This is a genomic window from uncultured Pontibacter sp., assembly GCF_947495565.1.
Classification (GTDB): Bacteria; Bacteroidota; Bacteroidia; order Cytophagales; family Hymenobacteraceae; genus Pontibacter.
Map to the genome: position 1 here is coordinate 83,076 of NZ_CANLZM010000015.1, position 17,662 is coordinate 100,737.

The following is a 17,662-nucleotide window of genomic DNA, read 5'->3' on the forward strand; positions in this document are numbered from 1 at the left end:
AACCTGCTGTATGTTTGTGCCATACAACTTAAAACTATGATACTATGAAAACACTGGAAGAGCTATCTAGAATAACAAAGGGCCTTTGCGAAACCGTAGCCCACGAATTTGCCTCCATCAGCCTGGTTGACCTTAACTACAAGCCCGCCTCCGGTAGCTGGAGTATGCTGGAGTGCCTGGAGCACCTGAACCGCTACAGCCGCTATTATAACCCTGCTTTGGCCAAGGCCATAGCCCAAAACTGCGACGGGAACTATATGCCTAACATAACTTACAGCTGGCTGGGCAGAAAATCGTTGGAGATGGTGCAGCCGCAGAATATGAAGAAGCACAAGACTGTGAAACACATGAACCCCAATAACAGCCAGCTAACCCGCGCCACTATAGAGGAGTTTCTGCAGCACCAGCAGGAGTTACGGTACATGCTGGAAGACTCTAAAAGCGCAAATCTGAGCCGAAAGGCTGTGCCGGTAGAGTTTTTTAAGCTGCTGAAACTGCGTATAGGGGAGACGTTGGAGTTTGTGGTGGTGCATGAGGAGCGGCACGTGCAGCAGGCGTTACGGGTAAAACAGCAACTGGCGCAGCTTGCGGCTGCATAAGCTTTTTATACTTCTGCAGCCGCAAAACTTATCTCCACTTCCTGTTTTTCGCCGGTTTGTATATCAACAGTAAATAACTGATGGCTGTTGGTGCTGGTAACCCAAAGCTGCCCGTTCAGGAAAATAATATCGTTGGGTTCTTGCAGGCCGTCGGTGAGGGTATGTACACGTCTTCGCTGCATGTCCAGCACCTTGATTTTGCCATTGTAAGTGTCGGCAATGTATACTTTACTGTCTATTACCTCCAGGCCCACGCAGTGCTGCAGCAGCGCATCATCAGAGTCTCCGTCTACGTCTCCAAAATCGAACAGGCCTCTGCCGAGCGGTGTGAGCACCATGCCTGTTTCTGTGTTTACAGTACGTATGGCGCTGGCCTCAGCATCGGCTATGTAGAGCACTGGCCCGCTGATGGCTAGGCCGCTGGGTTGGTTAAAGGCCGCCTCTCGCAGAGGGCCATCGGTTAAGGCTTCGCGGCCACTACCGGCAAAGCGGTATACTTGCTCCGTGGCCAGGTCCATGCGCAGGAGTTGGTGGTTGCCGGCGCTGGCTATAAACATGCTGTTTTTGTAGATAAGCAAATCCCAAGGGCTGTTTGGGTTAACATGTTCTTCCAGCTTGTCTTGCAGAAAATAATAACCTAACTCGCCAGTGCCTGCTGCGGTGCTTACCTGCTTAGCCTGCAGGTCTATTTTCCGGATGGCGTTGTTTTTGGCATCAGCCACATAAAGTATGTTTTCATGCAGCGCCATGCCGTGGGGTTCGTAAAAAGTAGCTTCTGTGTAGTTGCCGTTTTTAAAGCCTTGCTGGCCGCTGCCGATTACCTCCAGCACCTGCCCCTGCTGGTTTAACTTTAATATGCGGTTATGGCCGCTGTCGGAGAGGTAAATATTTCCCTCGGCATCATGCACCAGCTTAGACGGAAAGTATAAACCAGCACTTTGCCGCCGCTCATGCTCCACGTGGAAACCAATCGGCTCGTGGTTCAGGACTTCCTTGTGCTCCTCCTTCAGCTTCTGGATGTAGGGGCGGACAGTATCATATACACTTTCGCCTGCGTGCTGGCCTATTACCTTGCCATTAGGGTCTATCAGCACTGTGGTGGGCCAGGCACGAACGCCGTATTGGTTCCAGATTTTATAGTCAGCATCGTTTACCACAGGGTGCTCTACCCCAAATTTTCGGATAGCCTGCCGGATTGTCTTGTTCTGTTTTTCGGCATCAAACTTGGCAGAATGTATACCTATCACAACCAATATATCAGCGTACTCCTCCTCCAGCCGCTTCAGGTCAGGAACAATGTGTTGGCAGTTAATACACCCAAAAGTCCAGAAGTCGAGCAGCACAATTTTGCCCCGGAAATCTTTGATAGACCAGTTCCTGTCGGTGTTAAGCCAGCCGTGTTCGGTGTTAATGTCTGGTGCGTTTACGCGTCCGGTAAGCATCGTATAAGTCTGTTTTTGGTATATGGGTTGCTATAGTTGTTACAGGTTTGGAAGGCGTTTTGTTCTTATAATTGTAGCAATACCGTGTCCAACCACCCCTGCCCCTCAGAGCTACGCTCGCTATCTTCGAACTCGCGTTCTCGGTAGTCTAAGGAGGGGAATTATGTAGAAGCTCCGTCAGAAGGGGCTATTGAAAACTGATCCCAGTCTTTCCGTGGGGGTAGGGGCCCTCGTAAAGAGCGCCTTGTAGATTTCTGGTTTCGCTTCAGCGAATTTGCGACGAAGGAGCAAAGGAAATGTACAAGGCGCGATGCGGGAAGACGAGGCCTCCCTTAAAGAGGGCCCCTACCCCCGCCTGGAGGAAGCCAAAGCCAGAGGTGAAAAGAGCAGGTTGTAAGGCTAGGGATAAACAGCAGTTAGCAAGTATAGCTTGGCTCTAGTTGCAGAAAGCAGCGGCAGTTAAAGGCACAAGCGGACGCTTGCACCATATTAAGCACCTTTACCCATAACTCGCATAATTATCGTAAATTTGCCTAAACAGCTGCAATACAATGGCAGAGAATTATATTTCAGACTTCGGGACCATCCTGCTCTTTCTGGTGGGCGGGGCTATATTTGTGATGATCGGGTTACTGACAGCCAGGATTATCCGGCCAAACCGCCCAAACTCAGAGAAACTAACTACTTATGAGTCTGGGGAGGAGCCAATTGGCAACGCCTGGGTGCAGTTTAACCCGCGTTTTTACGTGGTGGCGCTTATTTTTATAATTTTTGATGTAGAACTGGCTTTCCTGTTTCCGTGGGCAACAGTGTTTGGTCGGCGCGAACTGATTGAGGCTACAGACGGTGTATGGGGATGGTTCTCTTTGGTCGAAATGTTCATCTTTATAGGAGTGCTGGTGCTGGGCTTAGCCTATGCCTGGGCAAAAGGCCACCTCGACTGGATAAAGCCCAAGCCAGTGCTGCCGCAGAGCCGCTCCAAAATACCGATGGATGTATACCAGCGCGTAAACGAGCGAAAGTATGAACCACAGAAACCACAGCAGCAGGAAACGGAATAACAGATGGATTTACCACAGGATAAAACTGGCGAAGGCGGTGTAGTGATCACCAAACTGGACGACCTGCTGAACTGGGCGCGGCTGACCTCGCTGTTCCCGATGGGGTTTGGCCTGGCCTGCTGTGCCATTGAAATGATGGGCGCTTATGCTTCTGGCTATGACCTGGACCGGTTTGGCGTGATACCGCGCGCCTCCCCAAGGCAGTCTGATGTGATGATTGTGGCAGGTACGGTTACTTTTAAAATGGCCGATCGTGTGCGCCGCCTGTATGAGCAAATGCCGGAGCCGCGCTATGTTATCTCAATGGGAAGCTGCTCTAACTGCGGTGGTCCGTACTGGGAGCATGGTTACCACGTGGTGAAGGGTGTGGATAGAATTATACCGGTGGATGTGTACGTGCCAGGCTGCCCGCCAAGGCCGGAAGCTTTGATAGGTGGCTTTCTGAAGCTGCAGGAGATCATCCGAAAGGAAAGTATACGCGCCCCGAGAGCCGTACAACAACTTATGGCCAAGCGTACGGCAGCAGCAGAAGCGGCTAGTCAAGAGAACGCCTAAGTTAATCACTCATTCGCCCAATTTTATGATTTTCGAGGAGCTACAGCAGTTTATACGTGACACCTTTGGCGCAGAGGTTATACTTGAGGCCAAAGCCAATGCCCTGCAACCCTACTTGCTGGTGCAGCCGGAGCGCCTGCCAGACATTTGCCTGGAGCTGCACGACAACCCGCAAACCTACTTCGATTTCCTGTCCTGCCTGACAGGAATGGACAACGGCTCCGAAGCCGGCACCCTGGAGGTAATTTATACTTTATACTCAATCCCGTTTGATCATCACCTGACGCTGAAGGTGCAGGTGCCGCGCAACAGCACAGCCGAGCAAACTATTCCGCAGGTGCCTACCGTTAGCCACATCTGGCGCACCGCCGACTGGCACGAGCGTGAGGTATTTGATATGTTCGGCATTTACTTTAAAGATCACCTCGACATGCGCCGCATCCTCTGTGCCGCCGATTGGGAAGGACATCCGCTCCGCAAGGATTACGTGCTGCAGGATTACTACCACGGCATCAAAGTCCCCTTCGACCAGCACAATGAGCTAAACGGTTTCAAAAGCGAGCCGCAGCTGATCATCAAAAGAGAGAACGAGCAGTTTCCGGATATGCGGGAGAAGCCGGAGTAGCACCGGATCCAACAAGCCGCTGAAAACAAATAGAGGCCGCCGGTTATATTTCCGGCAGCCTCTATTTTATACTTGGCTATACTTACTGCACATTCTTGAAAAACGTTGGCGAGTTGCTGTAAAGCGGAGTTTTGCCGTCCCATTTCTCAATAAACTGCTGCTGTATGAGCAGGGGCGTGAGTGTGCGTTGGCGGAGTTCGTTGGCGCGGGCTTCGGCCTCGGCTTCCACAATCTTTTTGCGGGCTTGAGCCTCGGCTACTTTCAGCTCGTTCTCTACCTGCAGGGCCTGCTGCACGGCGCGGTTTTTCAGGTTTACGGCACGCACAATCTCGTCTGGGTACTGCAAACCACTGGTCATCTGCTCCAGCTCAAAGCCCTCTTTTCGTAAGGCGTTGTCTAAAGCAATCTGTACTTTGTCTTCAAAACTTTGGCGGTTTGAGATGATGCTGTCGGTACTATACTTGTTGAACTGAATGCGGAAGGCATCGCGGGTGTAGTTAAACAGCGTAGTTTCGGTGATCAGCTCAATATCTTTACGGTACTTGCTGAAGATGCGCGGGCTCTCGCCGGGGCTTACTCTAAAGGAGATAGTCGGATCAACGGTAAAAACAGAACCGTCTTTGGCGTTAACGGTAAAGGCTGGGTAATCCACCGTCTGCACGAAAGTTGGAAACTGAAACACCTCCTCGGTAAATGGGTTGAACCACACACGGCCGGTTACCAGGTTTACGTCCTGCACGCCTTTGTCGGTGCCGTAGAGCTTTACAAGTATGCCTTCGTGACCTGCATCAATGCGTGTGCAGGATTTCATGGCAGTGATAGAGAAAACAAGTATAAGTATGAAGCTGATACTCCAGGTCAGGAGCTGACGGGCATTGTTCATTAGTTAGGCTTTAAGTTTGTTGATGGAAAGACGGATGACGAAGAAATTGGCGATGACAAGCACCAGCAGCAGCCCCAGGCCAATAGCTACCTTCAGGTCGGAAGGTTGGCGCACCAGCGATGCAATTTCTGTAAACGTAAGTATATCGACGAGCAGCAGCAGGCCGAGAAGTATAATGTATGGGAATTTCATAGGAAGTATATTATAAAAGCAATATAGCGAATTCCTGTGAATTTATAGTTGCTTTGTGCAGGTTAGGTGGAAAGCAAGCGCCCTCGCTAGCGCGAGCTTGCAGCTCGTGCTGTTGTTCTATTGCTTCAGTGGAAGTACGAGCTACAAGCTCGCACTAGCGGGGGCTAACTTCCATAAGAAGCTCTAATTATTTGATTTAGCTTTTTGAGTACTCCGCTATTTGCTTCAGATACCTTAGTCCTAAAAGAATAGAAGTCATCTGCTCTTGCACTCAACGGCTTGGTATCATAATATAGAGCATGTAATTTTCCATTGATTGACATCAAACCTTTGACTAATTCATCGAAATAGTTAGTTTCTTCTTCATCGAAGTAAATTTTTATCTCTAACAAGTTTTTATTAAGATCATTAAGGCTTGGAAAGACTACTGCATCAATAGTTTTAGGGTCAATTTCGCGTGATAGAATTTCATATATAGCTAACTGTTCCCACATTAACTTTGCTTTTGCATAACTTGAATAAAAGTTGTTTACAGCACTGATTCTATTTTGCTGGAATAAAGTGTGATTTATTTCGACTTTTCTAGATTTTGTATCGAAGAATCTTTTTATAAAATAACCTATAGCTAGAAGTAATAGAGTTATTTGGCTCCAGTACTCAACAAATAATTTTTCTAAATTCATATTGATGGTAATACATAAGTAGAACTATTTCAGAAATTATATACTGTAGAAAAATCCTTGGATTTGCCTAAGTCTAAAGTACAAATTACTTTATAAATATATTCAATAAGTATAATATAGATAATTAGATTTTACCAGCTTCCAACAAACCCCTGCTCGTGCCTCTCAAATCACTACGCAGCAATACTTTCAGCTAAAGTAACAGTACGAGCTACAAGCTCGCACTAGCGCAAGCAGTGCAAAATATTGCCTTGCGTTATAAATCAGTTTTTGAATTAATCTCGTTTCAACAAACCCCTGCACAAATCCCCCTTTTTTCCGAACTTTGCGGAAGAGGCAACTTTCTAACCTTTTAACTTTCTAACTCGCCTGTGTCTACGATCTATAAAAACTACCTGCTGCAGTCGGAGCCGAACAAGTTCAGCCAGGATGCCCTGAAGGCCGGCGAGATGATCGTAAACATGGGGCCACAGCACCCGAGCACGCACGGCGTACTGCGCCTGGAGGTGGTCACCGATGGCGAGATAATACAGGAGGTGGTGCCGCACATCGGCTATCTGCACCGCTGTTTCGAGAAGCACGCCGAGAGCATGGCTTACAACCAGACCATCCCTTATGTAGACCGCATGGATTACCTGGCCGCCATGAACTCGGAGCATGTGTGGTGCATGGGCGTGGAGAAGCTGCTGGGCATTACCGATCAGATTCCGAAGCGGGTGGAGTACATACGCGTGCTGGTAACGGAGCTAAACCGCATCGCCTCGCACTTTGTAGCCATCGGCACCTACGCCATCGATATTGGGGCTTTTACACCTTTCTTGTGGCTGCTGCGCGATAGGGAGCACATACAGCGCCTGCTGGAGTGGGTGTGCGGCGCGCGCATGCTTTACAATTACATTTGGGTGGGCGGTTTATACTATGATTTGCCCATCGGGTTTGAGGAGCGCTGCCGCGAGTTTATTGAGTACCTACAGCCCAAGCTCGACGAGCTGGATACTATACTTCTGAGCAACAAAATTTTTATAGACCGAACGGCCAATGTAGGCGTACTGCCGCTGGATGTGGCGATTAACTACGGCTGCTCCGGCCCCATGCTGCGCGGCTCGGGTTTAAAGTATGATTTGCGCCGCGTGGACGGCTACAGCGTATACCCGGAGCTGGATTTTGAGGTGCCGATAGGGCAGGGGCTTGCCGGCACCACCGGCGACTGCTGGGACCGAAACTATGTCCGTGCGCTGGAGTGCCGCGAGTCTGTAAAGATCATCAGCCAATGCCTGGACCAACTTACCGGCGACTACAAACGCACCCCCGACTTTGACCCGCAGGCAGCCTGCCCCAAGAAAATACGCATGACCGGTAGCCAGGAGTTATACTTTAGAGGGGAAACTCCGCGTGGCGAGCTGGGCTACTATTTCCGGACCACCGATAAAAGCGATGTGCCTTTCCGGGCAAAAGGCCGCGCGCCAAGTTTTGTAAACCTTTCCGTACTGCCAGATATTAGCCGGGGCTGCATGGTAGCCGACCTTATTGCCATCGTCGGCTCTGTGGATATTGTGCTGGGTGAGGTAGATAGGTAAGGGTAGTTATACTTGCTACTCACTGGCGCAAGCATCCGCTTGAGCCTTTGCTGCTGCCACTTTAAATCAGCGAATATTAGTAACTGCCGTTCATCTCCCTTTGAAGCGGGTAAGGGGATGATAATCGTTTTCAGAACTTAACCTGATGCTTCTGGCCTCAGTGAAGTCGGAGACTTTACATCATAGTTAGGTCACGAGTCAGGAGACTCGCGCCAGAAATAAACAGCGTGTTGGAGAAAATCCTATTCATCCTCTTATCCTGCAAATCCAGATTCAGACAAAAAAAGCCTGCTTCATCAGCAGGCTTTATACTTTATCCCCGTTGCTCTTTCCAGAGTTGGTTGAATGATTTTTTAGGTACATGCAGCGGCTCGCGGCGTTTACTCCAGGTATCCTTCAGCACATACTTCAACACAAAGTTCTTGATGCCGGAAGGAGCCAGGTTGAGCAGTGTGCGGCTCTTCATAGCTTTAAGCCACAGGTTTATGGCTGTTTTCTCCTGGCTTTCGGTCATGCCCTGGTCTACGCTTTGCTTTCGGTTTAGCAGCAGCAGGTTATGGATGTTGATTTTTACCGGGCATACAGACGTACAGGCGCCACACAAGGAACTGGCAAAACTCAAATGCTTGTGCTCAGCCATGCCGTTATAGTGCGGCGAAATCACAGAACCGATCGGGCCGCTGTAAGTGGTCTCATACGTATGGCCACCAATATTTTTGTATACCGGGCACACGTTCAGGCAGGCGCCGCAGCGGATGCAGTTCAGCGCTTCGCGTTTTTCGGGCAGGGCCAGCAGGTCGGTGCGGCCGTTGTCCAGCAAAATCACATACATCTCTTCCGGGCCATCCGTTTCTTTTGGCTGGCGCGGTCCGGTTAAAACTGTATTGTAAACCGTTACGTTTTGGCCGGTACCACTAGTGCTCAAAAGCGGCCAGAACAGGTCTAAATCCATTATAGACGGAATCATCTTCTCGATGCCCACAATGGCGATATGCGTTTTCGGGAAAGCGGTGGAAAGGCGGGCATTGCCTTCATTTTCCGTTACAGCCACACCACCCACATCAGCTATCAAAAAATTGCCGCCAGTTATACCTACCTCGGCCGAAGTATACTTTTCGCGTAGCAGCTTGCGGGCCACACCCACCAGCTCCTCAGCATTATCAGTAGGAGGGATGCCCAGCTTGCGCACAAACAGATCCGCAATATCCTTTTTGGACATGTGCATGGCCGGCGTAACGATGTGGTAAGGCCTTTGCTCTGCCAGCTGTACTATGTACTCGCCCAGATCTGTTTCTACCGTTTCAATACCATTCTTCTCCAAGTACTCGTTCAGGTGGATCTCCTCCGTGGTCATTGATTTAGACTTTACCACCGAGCGGGCGCGTTTACGCTTCATAATCTCCCCAATCTCCTTCAAAGCCTCCTGCGCGTCGCGGGCCCAGATCACCTTGCCGCCACGAGCGGTAAAGTTGGCCTCAAACTCCATCAGGTACTTGTCTAAGTTGTTGATGGTCTGTGTTTTTATGAAAGAGCCGCGCTCCCGGGCCAGTTCGTGGTCAGAGTATTGGGTAAGGCCACGCTGCACAGCGGCGTTATACTTACCGATGTTAAACCTAATGGTGGCGCGGTGGCCTTGGTCGAATGATTTTGTCTCCGCGTCCTGCAGAAACTGTTTCAGTTTGCTCATACTGTATCTCCCCTGCGTGTTCCTGGGTAATCTATACTTCAGGCTACCCTTATAAAAAGAAAAACACCCTTAAAGGTAGGGTGTTTTTCTTAGAGTTGAAAAGTTAGAATGTTAGAAGGTTAAAAAGTAAAACTGTAAATGATCATAAGCTGAAAGTGCACTTTTCATACTTTCATTTTTGATCGTAAAATCCTATGGCTGCTGAACTGCAAAGCCATACTTACCACTTTCTAACGTTCTAACTTCTAAACCTTCTAACTACTTCTTATTGCTGTCTACTACGATGCGGTTTTCGCGGTTTGCCAGCTCCCATGCCACGTGGAACGCCAGTCGGGCTACCTTCTCAGCGCTCTCGTAGATGATCTTGTCCGGCTCATCGCCTGGCTGGTGGTAATCATCGTGCACGCCGTTGAAGTAGAACACGATTGGAATACCGTTTTTGGCGAAGTTATAGTGGTCTGAGCGGTAGTAGAAACGATTCGGGTCGTTCTCGTCGTTAAAAGTATAGTCAAGCTTCAGGTTCACGTACTTCTCGTTCATCGCCTCGTTAATCTGGTGCAGCTCAGAAGAAAGCTTGTCCGCACCGATTACATAGATGTAGTTGCTGTCGTTAGTCTTCTCATGCTCATAATCCATACGGCCGATCATGTCGATGTTGACGTTAGCAACGGTGTTCTCAAGCGGGAAGATCGGGTTGTTGGCATAATATTCAGAGCCTAGCAGACCTTTTTCCTCACCGGTTACCGTCATAAACAGTACGCTACGGCGCGGGCCGTAACCGTCTTTCTTCGCCTGCGCGAAAGCCTCGGCCAGCTCAATTACAGCTACTGTGCCAGAGCCATCATCGTTGGCGCCATTGTAAATTTTGTCGCCTTCCAAAGACTCGTCTACGCCTACGTGGTCGTAGTGAGCTGTTACAACAATTATCTCATCCTTTTTATCGGTGCCCTCCACAAAGCCAAGCACGTTTTCAGTGGCTAGCGGCTCAGAAGTTCTGCTCATCAGTATTTTAATATCTGAAGAAGGAGTAAAAGAAGCTGTGGTTGCGGTTTGCTGCAGTTTTTCTGGCATGGTGCCTAGTATGGCTGCTCCAACTGTAGGTGTGGCAAAGATAGTAGCCGGGCGGCTGCCTGTATCGCCTGCCTGCGAAATGGAAGGCTGCGAAATGCGGTGCGAAAAGCGATCAGCCATGCCGCGGTATTCTTCAGCGCCTAACACATACACAACACCCTTAGCGCCTGCCTTCTCGGCGGCGGCAGAGAAACCGCGCATTTTTGTCTGCATCTCGGCTGGCGTAAGCATGGTTACAATTAGTTTGCCTTCAGCGCCTTTCCCTGCAATCTGAGCGGCATCAGCCACATAAACAGCCGCTATGTTTTGCTCAGTTGTAAACGGAGAGGAGCCGAACGGGAAAAAGTCCTGCATCATCAGGTATTTTTCGGTGCCAACGGTAATATGGCCTTCTCCCCAGCTGCTTTTCTGCAGGTCAAAAGTTTGATAGTACGGATTGGTGCTGTTGCTTTGCACAGGGCCTGTCAGTCCATCCTCCCGAAACTCGCGGGCAATGTACTCAGCAGCCATTTTCTGTCCTTTCTCGCCAGTGTTGCGGCCTTCATACTCATCAGAAGCGATAATGTACAAATGCTTGGAAAGGTCTGCTGCCGTAATGCTTTCGGCATACTTAGGGGCTGCCTCGCTTAGCTTGGCCACATCGGTTGTTGGTTTGCTGGCGCTTGGCCCTTGGGCGCAGCCATAGCCAGCGGCGGCTAAGAGCAGGGCAGCATAGAGATTGTGTCTCTTCATGGTTTCGTTTAGGTGTTTATTGAGTATTAGTTCAGGTTAGACAGGTACTGGTACGGCAGGTTTAATTTACTGTTGAGATAGCCTGCTTATTGCTTTACAATTAAAACTGTTGCAAAGGCAGCCACCCCTTCTTTTTTGCCTACAAAGCCGAGTTGCTCGGTGGTGGTGGCTTTGATAGAAATATCCTCCTCCGGTATGCCCATCACATTGGCCAGGCAGGTTTTCATCTCAGGGATGTGCGGGTTTACCTTGGGCTCCTGCAGGCAGATGGTGGAGTCGATGTTGCCGATTTCGTAACCCTCGCGGCTAAGCAGGTGCACCACTTCCTTCAGCAGGATTTTGGAGTCGATGCCTTTATACTTAGGGTCCTTGTCGGAGAAGTGGTAGCCGATGTCGCGCATGTTGGCGGCACCCAGCAGCGCATCGCAGATGACGTGGATAAGTACATCCGCATCGGAGTGGCCCAAAGCACCGTGCGTGTGCGGAATTTTAATGCCTCCAAGCCAGAAGTCGAGCCCCTCCTGCAGTTGATGCACATCATAGCCGAAGCCGGTTCTTATTTTCAGTTTCATAGTAGTGTATCGGAAGTATAAATAAGTATAAAGCCCAAACGGAATCAGCCTTAAAAGTAAATCTAAACCAAAAATACGATTTTGCGCCACTAACAAGTATGATTTTGCATTTACCTGCTCTGGGTATAGACGCTGCTTGTACAACAGCTAGCGAAATGAAAGCTTATATAAGCAGAGGTGAATGTTAAAAGTTAACCATTATTTATTGTTAATATATGATTGAAACCATATATAGATTACTAGCTTTGCATGCGATTGTTATTTGAACATATATGCGTGCAAATTTTGCGCATTGATATTTGTTCCAAGCATACTGCAAAGTATAATTCTAAAAGAACGCCATGTTGTCCAGAAACTCCAAAGGTCCGATTTTAAGCAAAGTGCTTTTACTGTCTATTGTTGCTCTTTTTTCCTTAAGTGCATATGGGCAAACCTCTCCACGTGCTGTAACCGAGATTATAACCGACTACAAGGGATACTGGATAAGCAGCAACAATGCAAATACTGTAAAACCGGATAACAGCCATCACCTTTTAAGCTTCATGTACCAAGGCGTACACATCTCTACCGGGGTAGATGACGATAAGCTATCAGCTAATGGAATAACATTTACTGAAGGTAACTACAGGTCATTACCAGAGTTTGTGGTAACAGCCGTATTAAGCTCGAATACCAAAGTGGCTTTGGGGCAGCTATACGATGGTGTGGACAATGGCAAAAGTACTCCGTCTCCTTCCGGTGATATAAACCTATACCTACAGGACGGCATACGCGGACTGGATTTAGGTACTGGCGTAGCCAACTTGCCGTTTGGGTCACTAATCTTTGATATGACTAACATCGTGCCAAGCGCAGTGGGCGATGCTCTTCCGGATATACTTGTTACGCAAATTGCCGACCCTTCGGCCTCGAAAGACTCCTATGAGTTTCTAGACGAAAACGGGAATGTTGTAGGAAATAGAGTGGAGATCATTTTCACTAACATCCCCTCAGTTGGCAAATGGACAGCTGACTTTTATGAAGCGAGCAAGAGCCCTATGACATTGGAAACCGGTTTCAAAAAAACTGAACGTGACCTTCGCTTATGGGCCGGGGACTTTGCAGATTTTGGCCTGACACAGAAAAATGTGTCTCAGATAAGAAAGTTCAGAATCAACCTTAGCGGAAACAGTGATGTAGCTTTTGTGGCTTACAACGGAAATGCATTTGTTGACGAGAGCCCTGTGCCTTTGCCTATCACATTAGCCAGCTTCGGAGCGCGCCAAAACAGACAAAATATACTGCTTGATTGGGTTACAGCCACAGAAGAGAATAGCAGCCACTTTGAAGTACAAGTGAGCCAGGACGGAAAAACCTTTTCAAGTATAGGGAATGTAGCTGCCGCAGGCAATTCTAATTTTATGCTTAACTATAGTTTTAAGTTTAGCCCTGGAAATGCCAGGAGCCATTACTTCCGCCTAAAGCAGGTAGATCTGGACGGCACATTTGAATACAGCAAAGTAGTTACAGCTGCAGTTGCTCTGGATCAAGACACGCATTTGTACCCCAATCCTGCAAAAGGGAATGTTGTAAAGCTGCAGCACCCACTTGCGTCAGGATCAGAAAAAATAGTGGTTTGGAGTGCGTCTGGTGTGAAGCTTCTGGAGAGGGAAGTAACCAAAGGCAGCACAGAGACTGAGCTGAACGTGAAAAAGCTCCCGAAAGGAATGTATCAAGTAGTATGGCAAAGTTCCTCCGCACGCATTACCAAGAAACTGCTGCTTGATTGATCTTTCATGAAATGAAAAAAAACAAAAAGAGCCGGCTGCGTATGCAGCCGGCTCTTTGCATATATATGTAAAAGCGCTTCAGGCTTAGGCCTCTACTTCCGAAAGGGAAGGAAAATCGATATAACCCTCGGCACCAGGAGTATAAAACTTGTCTTTGTCGGCTTGCTGCAGCTCCGCCTGCTGTGCGAAACGGTCCGGCAGGTCTGGGTTTGCGATAAACGGAACGCCGTAAGCCACCATGTCGGCATCGCCTTCCTCAATTACTTTATTACCGCTTTCCTGGGTAAAGCCACCGTTGATAATCAGGTTGCCTGTATAAAGCGGGCGGTAGCGTTTTGCGATGTTTGGCTCTGCGTGCGGCAGGTTGCTGACATCGGTAAACGGTTCTGAAAGGTGCAGGTACGCCAGGTTATACTTGTTCACGCCCTCAACAATGTAATCAAAAGTTGGGATGGTGTCTTCGTTCAGCGTCATGCCGAAAATACCGTGCAAGCTTGGGTTCAGGCGAATACCTACTCTCTCAAGAGGCATTACTTCTCCGATCGCATCCAGCACCTCGAAAAGTATGCGTGCTCTGTTCTCGATAGAACCTCCGTACGCATCGGTGCGGGTGTTAGAAGTCGAAGAAAAGAACTGGTGCAGCAGGTAGCCATTAGAAGAGTGAACCTCTACGCCATCAAAACCAGCTTCCATGGCATTTTTGGCTGCATTTTTAAAGTCCTGCACAATCTGCTTTATTTCTGCAACAGTAAGCTCACGCGGTGTTTCAGTCTCTTTGAAGCCCTGCGGCGTAAACGACTTGTCGTTAGGGTTAATAGCAGACGGAGCCACTGGTAACTCACCGTTATGGAAGTCGGGGTGCGATATACGGCCTACGTGCCATAGTTGCAGAAAAATCTTGCCGCCTTCCTCGTGCACGGCTTTGGTTACTTTTTTCCAGCCTTCTACCTGCTCAGCGCTGTAAATGCCTGGTGTGTTGATATAACCAACTGCCTGCTTCGAGATCTGCGATCCTTCTGAGATAATAAGGCCTGCGCCGGCACGCTGGGTATAATACGTGACCATCAAATCATTCGGGACGTTACCCTCATTGTCGGCGCGGCTTCTGGTCATGGGCGCCATAATTACCCGGTTTTTCAGTTCCAGGTCATGTAATTTTATCGGTTTTAAAAGAGGTTGCATATTAATTGCTGTTTGTTGATTGTTAAATTGCTGTAAGAGAATGAAGGGGCTATGTTTTCGCCCCTCCACTCAATCAGGCATTCAAAAATTCAGGTTAATCCCAGTCAGGGGCAAACGGTGGGTTGACGATGCGGCCATTGTCTTGCCTTAAAGCAGTGATTTCCTGCATCTCCTCCGGGGTTAGCTCAAAATCGAAGATGTTGAGGTTTGCCTTCATGTGTGCTTCTTTGGAACTTCTCGGGATAGCCATTACACCGTCTTGCTGTATCATCCAGCGAAGCGTTACCTGGGCTTCATTCTTGCCATACTTCTCGCCAATGCCTTTGAGCGTATCGTTGCCCATCACCTTACCTTGAGCAATGGGGCTATAAGCCGTTAGCGTAATGTCATTCTTGCCAAAGTAGTTGTTGAGTGTGTCCTGATTAATAAAAGGATGATACTCCACCTGGTTTGTGATGATCTCAGCGCCGGTTGCCAGCACCTTGTCGAGCAGGGTAGTAGTATGGTTGCTCACCCCGATATACTTTGTGTAGCCTTTTTCCTGTGCCTTAACCAGTTCGCCTATATATTCTTCCACAGGAACCTCTGGATTTGGCCAATGGACTAAGAGCAGGTCTACCTGTTTTGTCTTCAGCTTCCGCAGGCTTTCCTCCACCGACGGCATAAACTGCTGCTTGTCCAGCTTTTCGTACCATACTTTAGTTGTCAGGAATATTTCTTCGCGAGGAATTCCGGAATCCTCTATGGCACGGCCAACGCCTTCTTCATTATTATATATCTGGGCCGTATCTATATGGCGATAGCCAGCCTCCAGGGCCGCTCTCACCATTTTGTAAGCGGTATCGTTTTCTAACTGAAAAGTGCCAAAACCAAGTGCCGGCACAGTAGCACCTTTTATATTAATTTGTTTCATATTGATAGTAAGTACATTAATTGTGTATACAAATGTTGAGTCAAAAAAATACTACCCGCGTAGTTTGTCGAGTAGGTTACTTGCCAGAACAGCTTCCTCCTGCGAAAGGTTATGGAATCGCTCAAATAAAGTAGGGAATTTATCGTCTACTTCCTGTAGCTTCTTCAGGCCGCTTTCAGTTATCCGCACATCAATCATGCGGCGGTTGGTCTGACAGATATCACGGGTTACGTAACCTTTCTCAATCAGTTTGTCGATGAGGCGGGTAACGTTAGAGTTGCGGTCTACCATGCGGTTCTGTATATCGCCGAAGCACACCGGGCTCGGGTGTTGCCCCCGAAGTATAGCCAGCACGTTTTGCTGCTGCAGCGTAAGGCCCAGCCCTTTAAAAAACGGAATCAGCTGCTGGTTTAGCCAATTGTTTGTGAACAACAGGTTAGCCATCAGGCGACGGTAATCGTCCTTAAACTCTTTCTGGTGTATTTCGTCTTCTATCCTCATTGTTATGGCAAAGTTAAGAAATTTATTTGTATATACAAAATTTGTAAATGTAAGGTTTGGCGGGAGCAGAGAAATGAGGCAGTCGATGCTAATAGCAGGCAGAGAGCACAAGCGGACGCTCGGGGAGGAAAACATCAACTGCACCAAAACAGCAAAGGCTGCCAGTTTGTGGCAGCCTTTGCTGTTTTCATACTTTATCATAATTATACTTCTGATGTTTCCTCCACCGGCTGCTCCTTTTTCTCCGCCTTATATAGCAGGGTAGAGCAATTGGTTTGGCGCAGTACCGCCTGGGCACAACGCTGGATATCGTCTGACGTAACGGCCTGCACCTTTTCTCCCTCTTGATTAATCAGGTTGGCGTCGCCGAGGAGTTTGCTGTAGGCCAGGTTCATGGCGCGGTTCAAAAGCTCTATCTCCGAGAAAACAATGCTGGTTTCGGCCTGGTTCTTTACTTTATTCAGTTCCTCCTCATCCACAAGGTTATCGATCAGTTCCTGCACAATGGCTTCTACGGCCGCGTTGGCTTCCTGCAGGTCCACGCCTTCGTTCAGTTTACCCTGAATAATGAGCAGGCCTGGCTCCACGCTTCCGGTTACAGACGCTGTGATGGAGTTGAAGAGTTTCTGCTCCTTTACCAGCCGTTCGTAAAGGCGGCTTGATTTGCCCCGGCCCAAAATGTCGCTGATCAGGTCTACGGCGTGGTAATCGGGGTGCTGGCGGCTTGGCATGTGGTATGCTTTATAAAGAGCGCTGAGCGGTACGTCAGAACTGATTTCCAGTGTACGCGCCTCCGTCTGCCGCGGCTCCTCCTTTAACTGGCGCTCATACTTTTCGCCGGCAGGTATCGGGCCGAACCATTTTCCCGCCAATTCTTTTGCATGCTCAAAAGTGACGTTGCCGGCTACTACAAGTATAGCGTTGCTCGGAGAATAATGCTTCCGGAAGAAAGACTTCACAATATCCATGGTGGCCTCCTCGATATGAGAGATCTCCTTGCCAATAGTGGCCCACTTGTAAGAATGCTCTTTGTAAGCCAGTGGCCGCAGCTTCAGCCATACATCGCCGTAAGGTTGGTTCAGGTAGTTCTGCTTAAACTCCTCTACCACCACTTTGCGCTGCACCTCCAGGCCATGGTCGCTAAAGGCAAGCTCCAGCATACGGTCCGATTCCAGCCAAAAGCCTGTTTCCAGGTTCTGCGCCGGCACCGAAAGGTAATAATTGGTGATGTCGGGGCTGGTAAAAGCATTGTTCTCGCCGCCTACGCGCTGCAGAGGCTCATCATACACCGGAATGTTCTTGGACCCGCTGAACATCAGGTGCTCGAACAGGTGCGCAAAACCAGTGTGCGCCTCCTCCTCATCACGCGAGCCTACATCGTACAGCACGTTCAGTACCGCCATCGGGGAAGTATGATCCTCATGCACAATCACGCGCAGGCCGTTATCAAGGGTAAATTCTTTAAACTCTATCATTGCTCTTCTTCGGTTTTTAAAATGATCAGTATACAGGAGCCAAACTGCCGCAAAACAGCAAATCTATACTTTATACTATGTCTTAGCTTGCAGGCTTTACAGCTTTTCTGTAGCTTTTGCTCGCCAACTGTGCGTTGCCGTTT

The 17,662-nt window shown here is 48.8% G+C and carries 17 protein-coding genes; 6 read left to right on the forward strand and 11 right to left on the reverse strand.

Translation table 11 applies throughout. The features are described 5' to 3' along the window. The first annotated feature begins 44 nt into the window (after positions 1-44). Positions 45-599 (forward strand): DinB family protein, encoded by a 555-nt coding sequence (locus Q1B04_RS17270; RefSeq protein ID WP_299761122.1) that lies wholly within the window; start codon positions 45-47, stop codon positions 597-599. 5 nt (positions 600-604) lie between these two features. On the opposite strand, the gene Q1B04_RS17275 is transcribed toward Q1B04_RS17270, so the two are convergent. After that, on the reverse strand, positions 605-2,041 hold the full coding sequence (locus tag Q1B04_RS17275; protein ID WP_299761125.1) for a thioredoxin-like domain-containing protein: 1,437 nt from the start codon (positions 2,039-2,041) through the stop codon (positions 605-607). Positions 2,042-2,592: 551 nt separating this feature from the next. Here Q1B04_RS17275 and Q1B04_RS17280 point away from each other — a divergent pair. Genes Q1B04_RS17280 through Q1B04_RS17290 form a run of 3 tightly spaced genes read left to right on the forward strand, consistent with a single transcriptional unit; the run spans position 2,593 to position 4,282 of the window. Beyond that, positions 2,593-3,102, forward strand: coding sequence for an NADH-quinone oxidoreductase subunit A (locus tag Q1B04_RS17280; RefSeq protein ID WP_299761128.1), 510 nt, complete (start codon positions 2,593-2,595; stop codon positions 3,100-3,102). A gap of 3 nt (positions 3,103-3,105) precedes the next feature. Next, positions 3,106-3,657, forward strand: coding sequence for an NADH-quinone oxidoreductase subunit NuoB (nuoB, locus tag Q1B04_RS17285; RefSeq protein WP_299761131.1), 552 nt, complete (start codon positions 3,106-3,108; stop codon positions 3,655-3,657). 25 nt (positions 3,658-3,682) lie between these two features. Then, on the forward strand, positions 3,683-4,282 hold the full coding sequence (locus tag Q1B04_RS17290; RefSeq protein WP_299761135.1) for an NADH-quinone oxidoreductase subunit C: 600 nt from the start codon (positions 3,683-3,685) through the stop codon (positions 4,280-4,282). A gap of 82 nt (positions 4,283-4,364) precedes the next feature. Here Q1B04_RS17290 and Q1B04_RS17295 read toward each other — a convergent pair whose 3' ends face one another. The 3 genes from Q1B04_RS17295 to Q1B04_RS17305 all read right to left on the reverse strand — a co-directional run bounded on the left by Q1B04_RS17295 (position 4,365) and on the right by Q1B04_RS17305 (position 6,040). Further along, a complete protein-coding gene (locus Q1B04_RS17295; RefSeq protein WP_299761138.1) occupies positions 4,365-5,165 on the reverse strand; it encodes an SPFH domain-containing protein in 801 nt (266 codons plus the stop codon). A gap of 3 nt (positions 5,166-5,168) precedes the next feature. Next, the gene (locus Q1B04_RS17300) at positions 5,169-5,357 is read right to left on the reverse strand and encodes a hypothetical protein (RefSeq protein WP_299761141.1); all 189 of its coding nucleotides are present in this window, start codon (positions 5,355-5,357) and stop codon (positions 5,169-5,171) included. 164 nt (positions 5,358-5,521) lie between these two features. Further along, entirely contained in the window at positions 5,522-6,040 is a 519-nt protein-coding gene (locus Q1B04_RS17305; RefSeq protein WP_299761144.1) for a hypothetical protein, read from the reverse strand. A 371-nt stretch (positions 6,041-6,411) separates the two neighbouring features. On the opposite strand from Q1B04_RS17305, the gene Q1B04_RS17310 reads away from it, so the two are divergent. Further along, on the forward strand, positions 6,412-7,617 hold the full coding sequence (locus Q1B04_RS17310) for an NADH-quinone oxidoreductase subunit D (protein ID WP_299761146.1): 1,206 nt from the start codon (positions 6,412-6,414) through the stop codon (positions 7,615-7,617). A gap of 313 nt (positions 7,618-7,930) precedes the next feature. Here Q1B04_RS17310 and Q1B04_RS17315 read toward each other — a convergent pair whose 3' ends face one another. The 3 genes from Q1B04_RS17315 to ispF form a co-directional block, all read right to left on the reverse strand. Then, complete coding sequence (locus Q1B04_RS17315; protein WP_299761149.1) at positions 7,931-9,304, reverse strand: LutB/LldF family L-lactate oxidation iron-sulfur protein; 1,374 nt, start codon at positions 9,302-9,304, stop codon at positions 7,931-7,933. 258 nt (positions 9,305-9,562) lie between these two features. Beyond that, positions 9,563-11,107, reverse strand: a complete 1,545-nt coding sequence (locus Q1B04_RS17320; RefSeq protein ID WP_299761152.1) for a M28 family peptidase — start codon at positions 11,105-11,107, stop codon at positions 9,563-9,565. Between the two features lie 86 nt (positions 11,108-11,193). Further along, on the reverse strand, positions 11,194-11,679 hold the full coding sequence (ispF, locus tag Q1B04_RS17325) for a 2-C-methyl-D-erythritol 2,4-cyclodiphosphate synthase (RefSeq protein WP_299761155.1): 486 nt from the start codon (positions 11,677-11,679) through the stop codon (positions 11,194-11,196). 542 nt (positions 11,680-12,221) lie between these two features. Here ispF and Q1B04_RS17330 point away from each other — a divergent pair. Continuing rightward, complete coding sequence (locus Q1B04_RS17330) at positions 12,222-13,448, forward strand: T9SS type A sorting domain-containing protein (RefSeq protein WP_299761158.1); 1,227 nt, start codon at positions 12,222-12,224, stop codon at positions 13,446-13,448. Positions 13,449-13,532: 84 nt separating this feature from the next. On the opposite strand, the gene Q1B04_RS17335 is transcribed toward Q1B04_RS17330, so the two are convergent. The 4 genes from Q1B04_RS17335 to Q1B04_RS17350 form a co-directional block, all read right to left on the reverse strand. Next, positions 13,533-14,630, reverse strand: coding sequence for an alkene reductase (locus Q1B04_RS17335; protein ID WP_299761161.1), 1,098 nt, complete (start codon positions 14,628-14,630; stop codon positions 13,533-13,535). A 94-nt stretch (positions 14,631-14,724) separates the two neighbouring features. Then, the gene (locus Q1B04_RS17340) at positions 14,725-15,543 is read right to left on the reverse strand and encodes an aldo/keto reductase (RefSeq protein ID WP_299761164.1); all 819 of its coding nucleotides are present in this window, start codon (positions 15,541-15,543) and stop codon (positions 14,725-14,727) included. A 51-nt stretch (positions 15,544-15,594) separates the two neighbouring features. Then, positions 15,595-16,044, reverse strand: a complete 450-nt coding sequence (locus tag Q1B04_RS17345; protein ID WP_299761167.1) for a MarR family transcriptional regulator — start codon at positions 16,042-16,044, stop codon at positions 15,595-15,597. Positions 16,045-16,247: 203 nt separating this feature from the next. Beyond that, positions 16,248-17,519, reverse strand: a complete 1,272-nt coding sequence (locus tag Q1B04_RS17350; RefSeq protein ID WP_299761170.1) for a pitrilysin family protein — start codon at positions 17,517-17,519, stop codon at positions 16,248-16,250. Positions 17,520-17,662 lie beyond the last annotated feature (143 nt).

What these genes read in the sequence shown, in the direction of transcription:
- Q1B04_RS17270 (WP_299761122.1), top strand. Translation starts at nt 45, where the DNA reads ATGAAAACACTGGAAGAGCTATCTAGAATAACAAAGGGCCTTTGCGAA.
- Q1B04_RS17275 (WP_299761125.1), bottom strand. Translation starts at nt 2,041, where the DNA reads ATGCTTACCGGACGCGTAAACGCACCAGACATTAACACCGAACACGGC.
- Q1B04_RS17280 (WP_299761128.1), top strand. Translation starts at nt 2,593, where the DNA reads ATGGCAGAGAATTATATTTCAGACTTCGGGACCATCCTGCTCTTTCTG.
- nuoB (WP_299761131.1), top strand. Translation starts at nt 3,106, where the DNA reads ATGGATTTACCACAGGATAAAACTGGCGAAGGCGGTGTAGTGATCACC.
- Q1B04_RS17290 (WP_299761135.1), top strand. Translation starts at nt 3,683, where the DNA reads ATGATTTTCGAGGAGCTACAGCAGTTTATACGTGACACCTTTGGCGCA.
- Q1B04_RS17295 (WP_299761138.1), bottom strand. Translation starts at nt 5,165, where the DNA reads ATGAACAATGCCCGTCAGCTCCTGACCTGGAGTATCAGCTTCATACTT.
- Q1B04_RS17300 (WP_299761141.1), bottom strand. Translation starts at nt 5,357, where the DNA reads ATGAAATTCCCATACATTATACTTCTCGGCCTGCTGCTGCTCGTCGAT.
- Q1B04_RS17305 (WP_299761144.1), bottom strand. Translation starts at nt 6,040, where the DNA reads ATGAATTTAGAAAAATTATTTGTTGAGTACTGGAGCCAAATAACTCTA.
- Q1B04_RS17315 (WP_299761149.1), bottom strand. Translation starts at nt 9,304, where the DNA reads ATGAGCAAACTGAAACAGTTTCTGCAGGACGCGGAGACAAAATCATTC.
- Q1B04_RS17320 (WP_299761152.1), bottom strand. Translation starts at nt 11,107, where the DNA reads ATGAAGAGACACAATCTCTATGCTGCCCTGCTCTTAGCCGCCGCTGGC.
- ispF (WP_299761155.1), bottom strand. Translation starts at nt 11,679, where the DNA reads ATGAAACTGAAAATAAGAACCGGCTTCGGCTATGATGTGCATCAACTG.
- Q1B04_RS17330 (WP_299761158.1), top strand. Translation starts at nt 12,222, where the DNA reads ATGTACCAAGGCGTACACATCTCTACCGGGGTAGATGACGATAAGCTA.
- Q1B04_RS17335 (WP_299761161.1), bottom strand. Translation starts at nt 14,630, where the DNA reads ATGCAACCTCTTTTAAAACCGATAAAATTACATGACCTGGAACTGAAA.
- Q1B04_RS17340 (WP_299761164.1), bottom strand. Translation starts at nt 15,543, where the DNA reads ATGAAACAAATTAATATAAAAGGTGCTACTGTGCCGGCACTTGGTTTT.
- Q1B04_RS17345 (WP_299761167.1), bottom strand. Translation starts at nt 16,044, where the DNA reads ATGAGGATAGAAGACGAAATACACCAGAAAGAGTTTAAGGACGATTAC.
- Q1B04_RS17350 (WP_299761170.1), bottom strand. Translation starts at nt 17,519, where the DNA reads ATGATAGAGTTTAAAGAATTTACCCTTGATAACGGCCTGCGCGTGATT.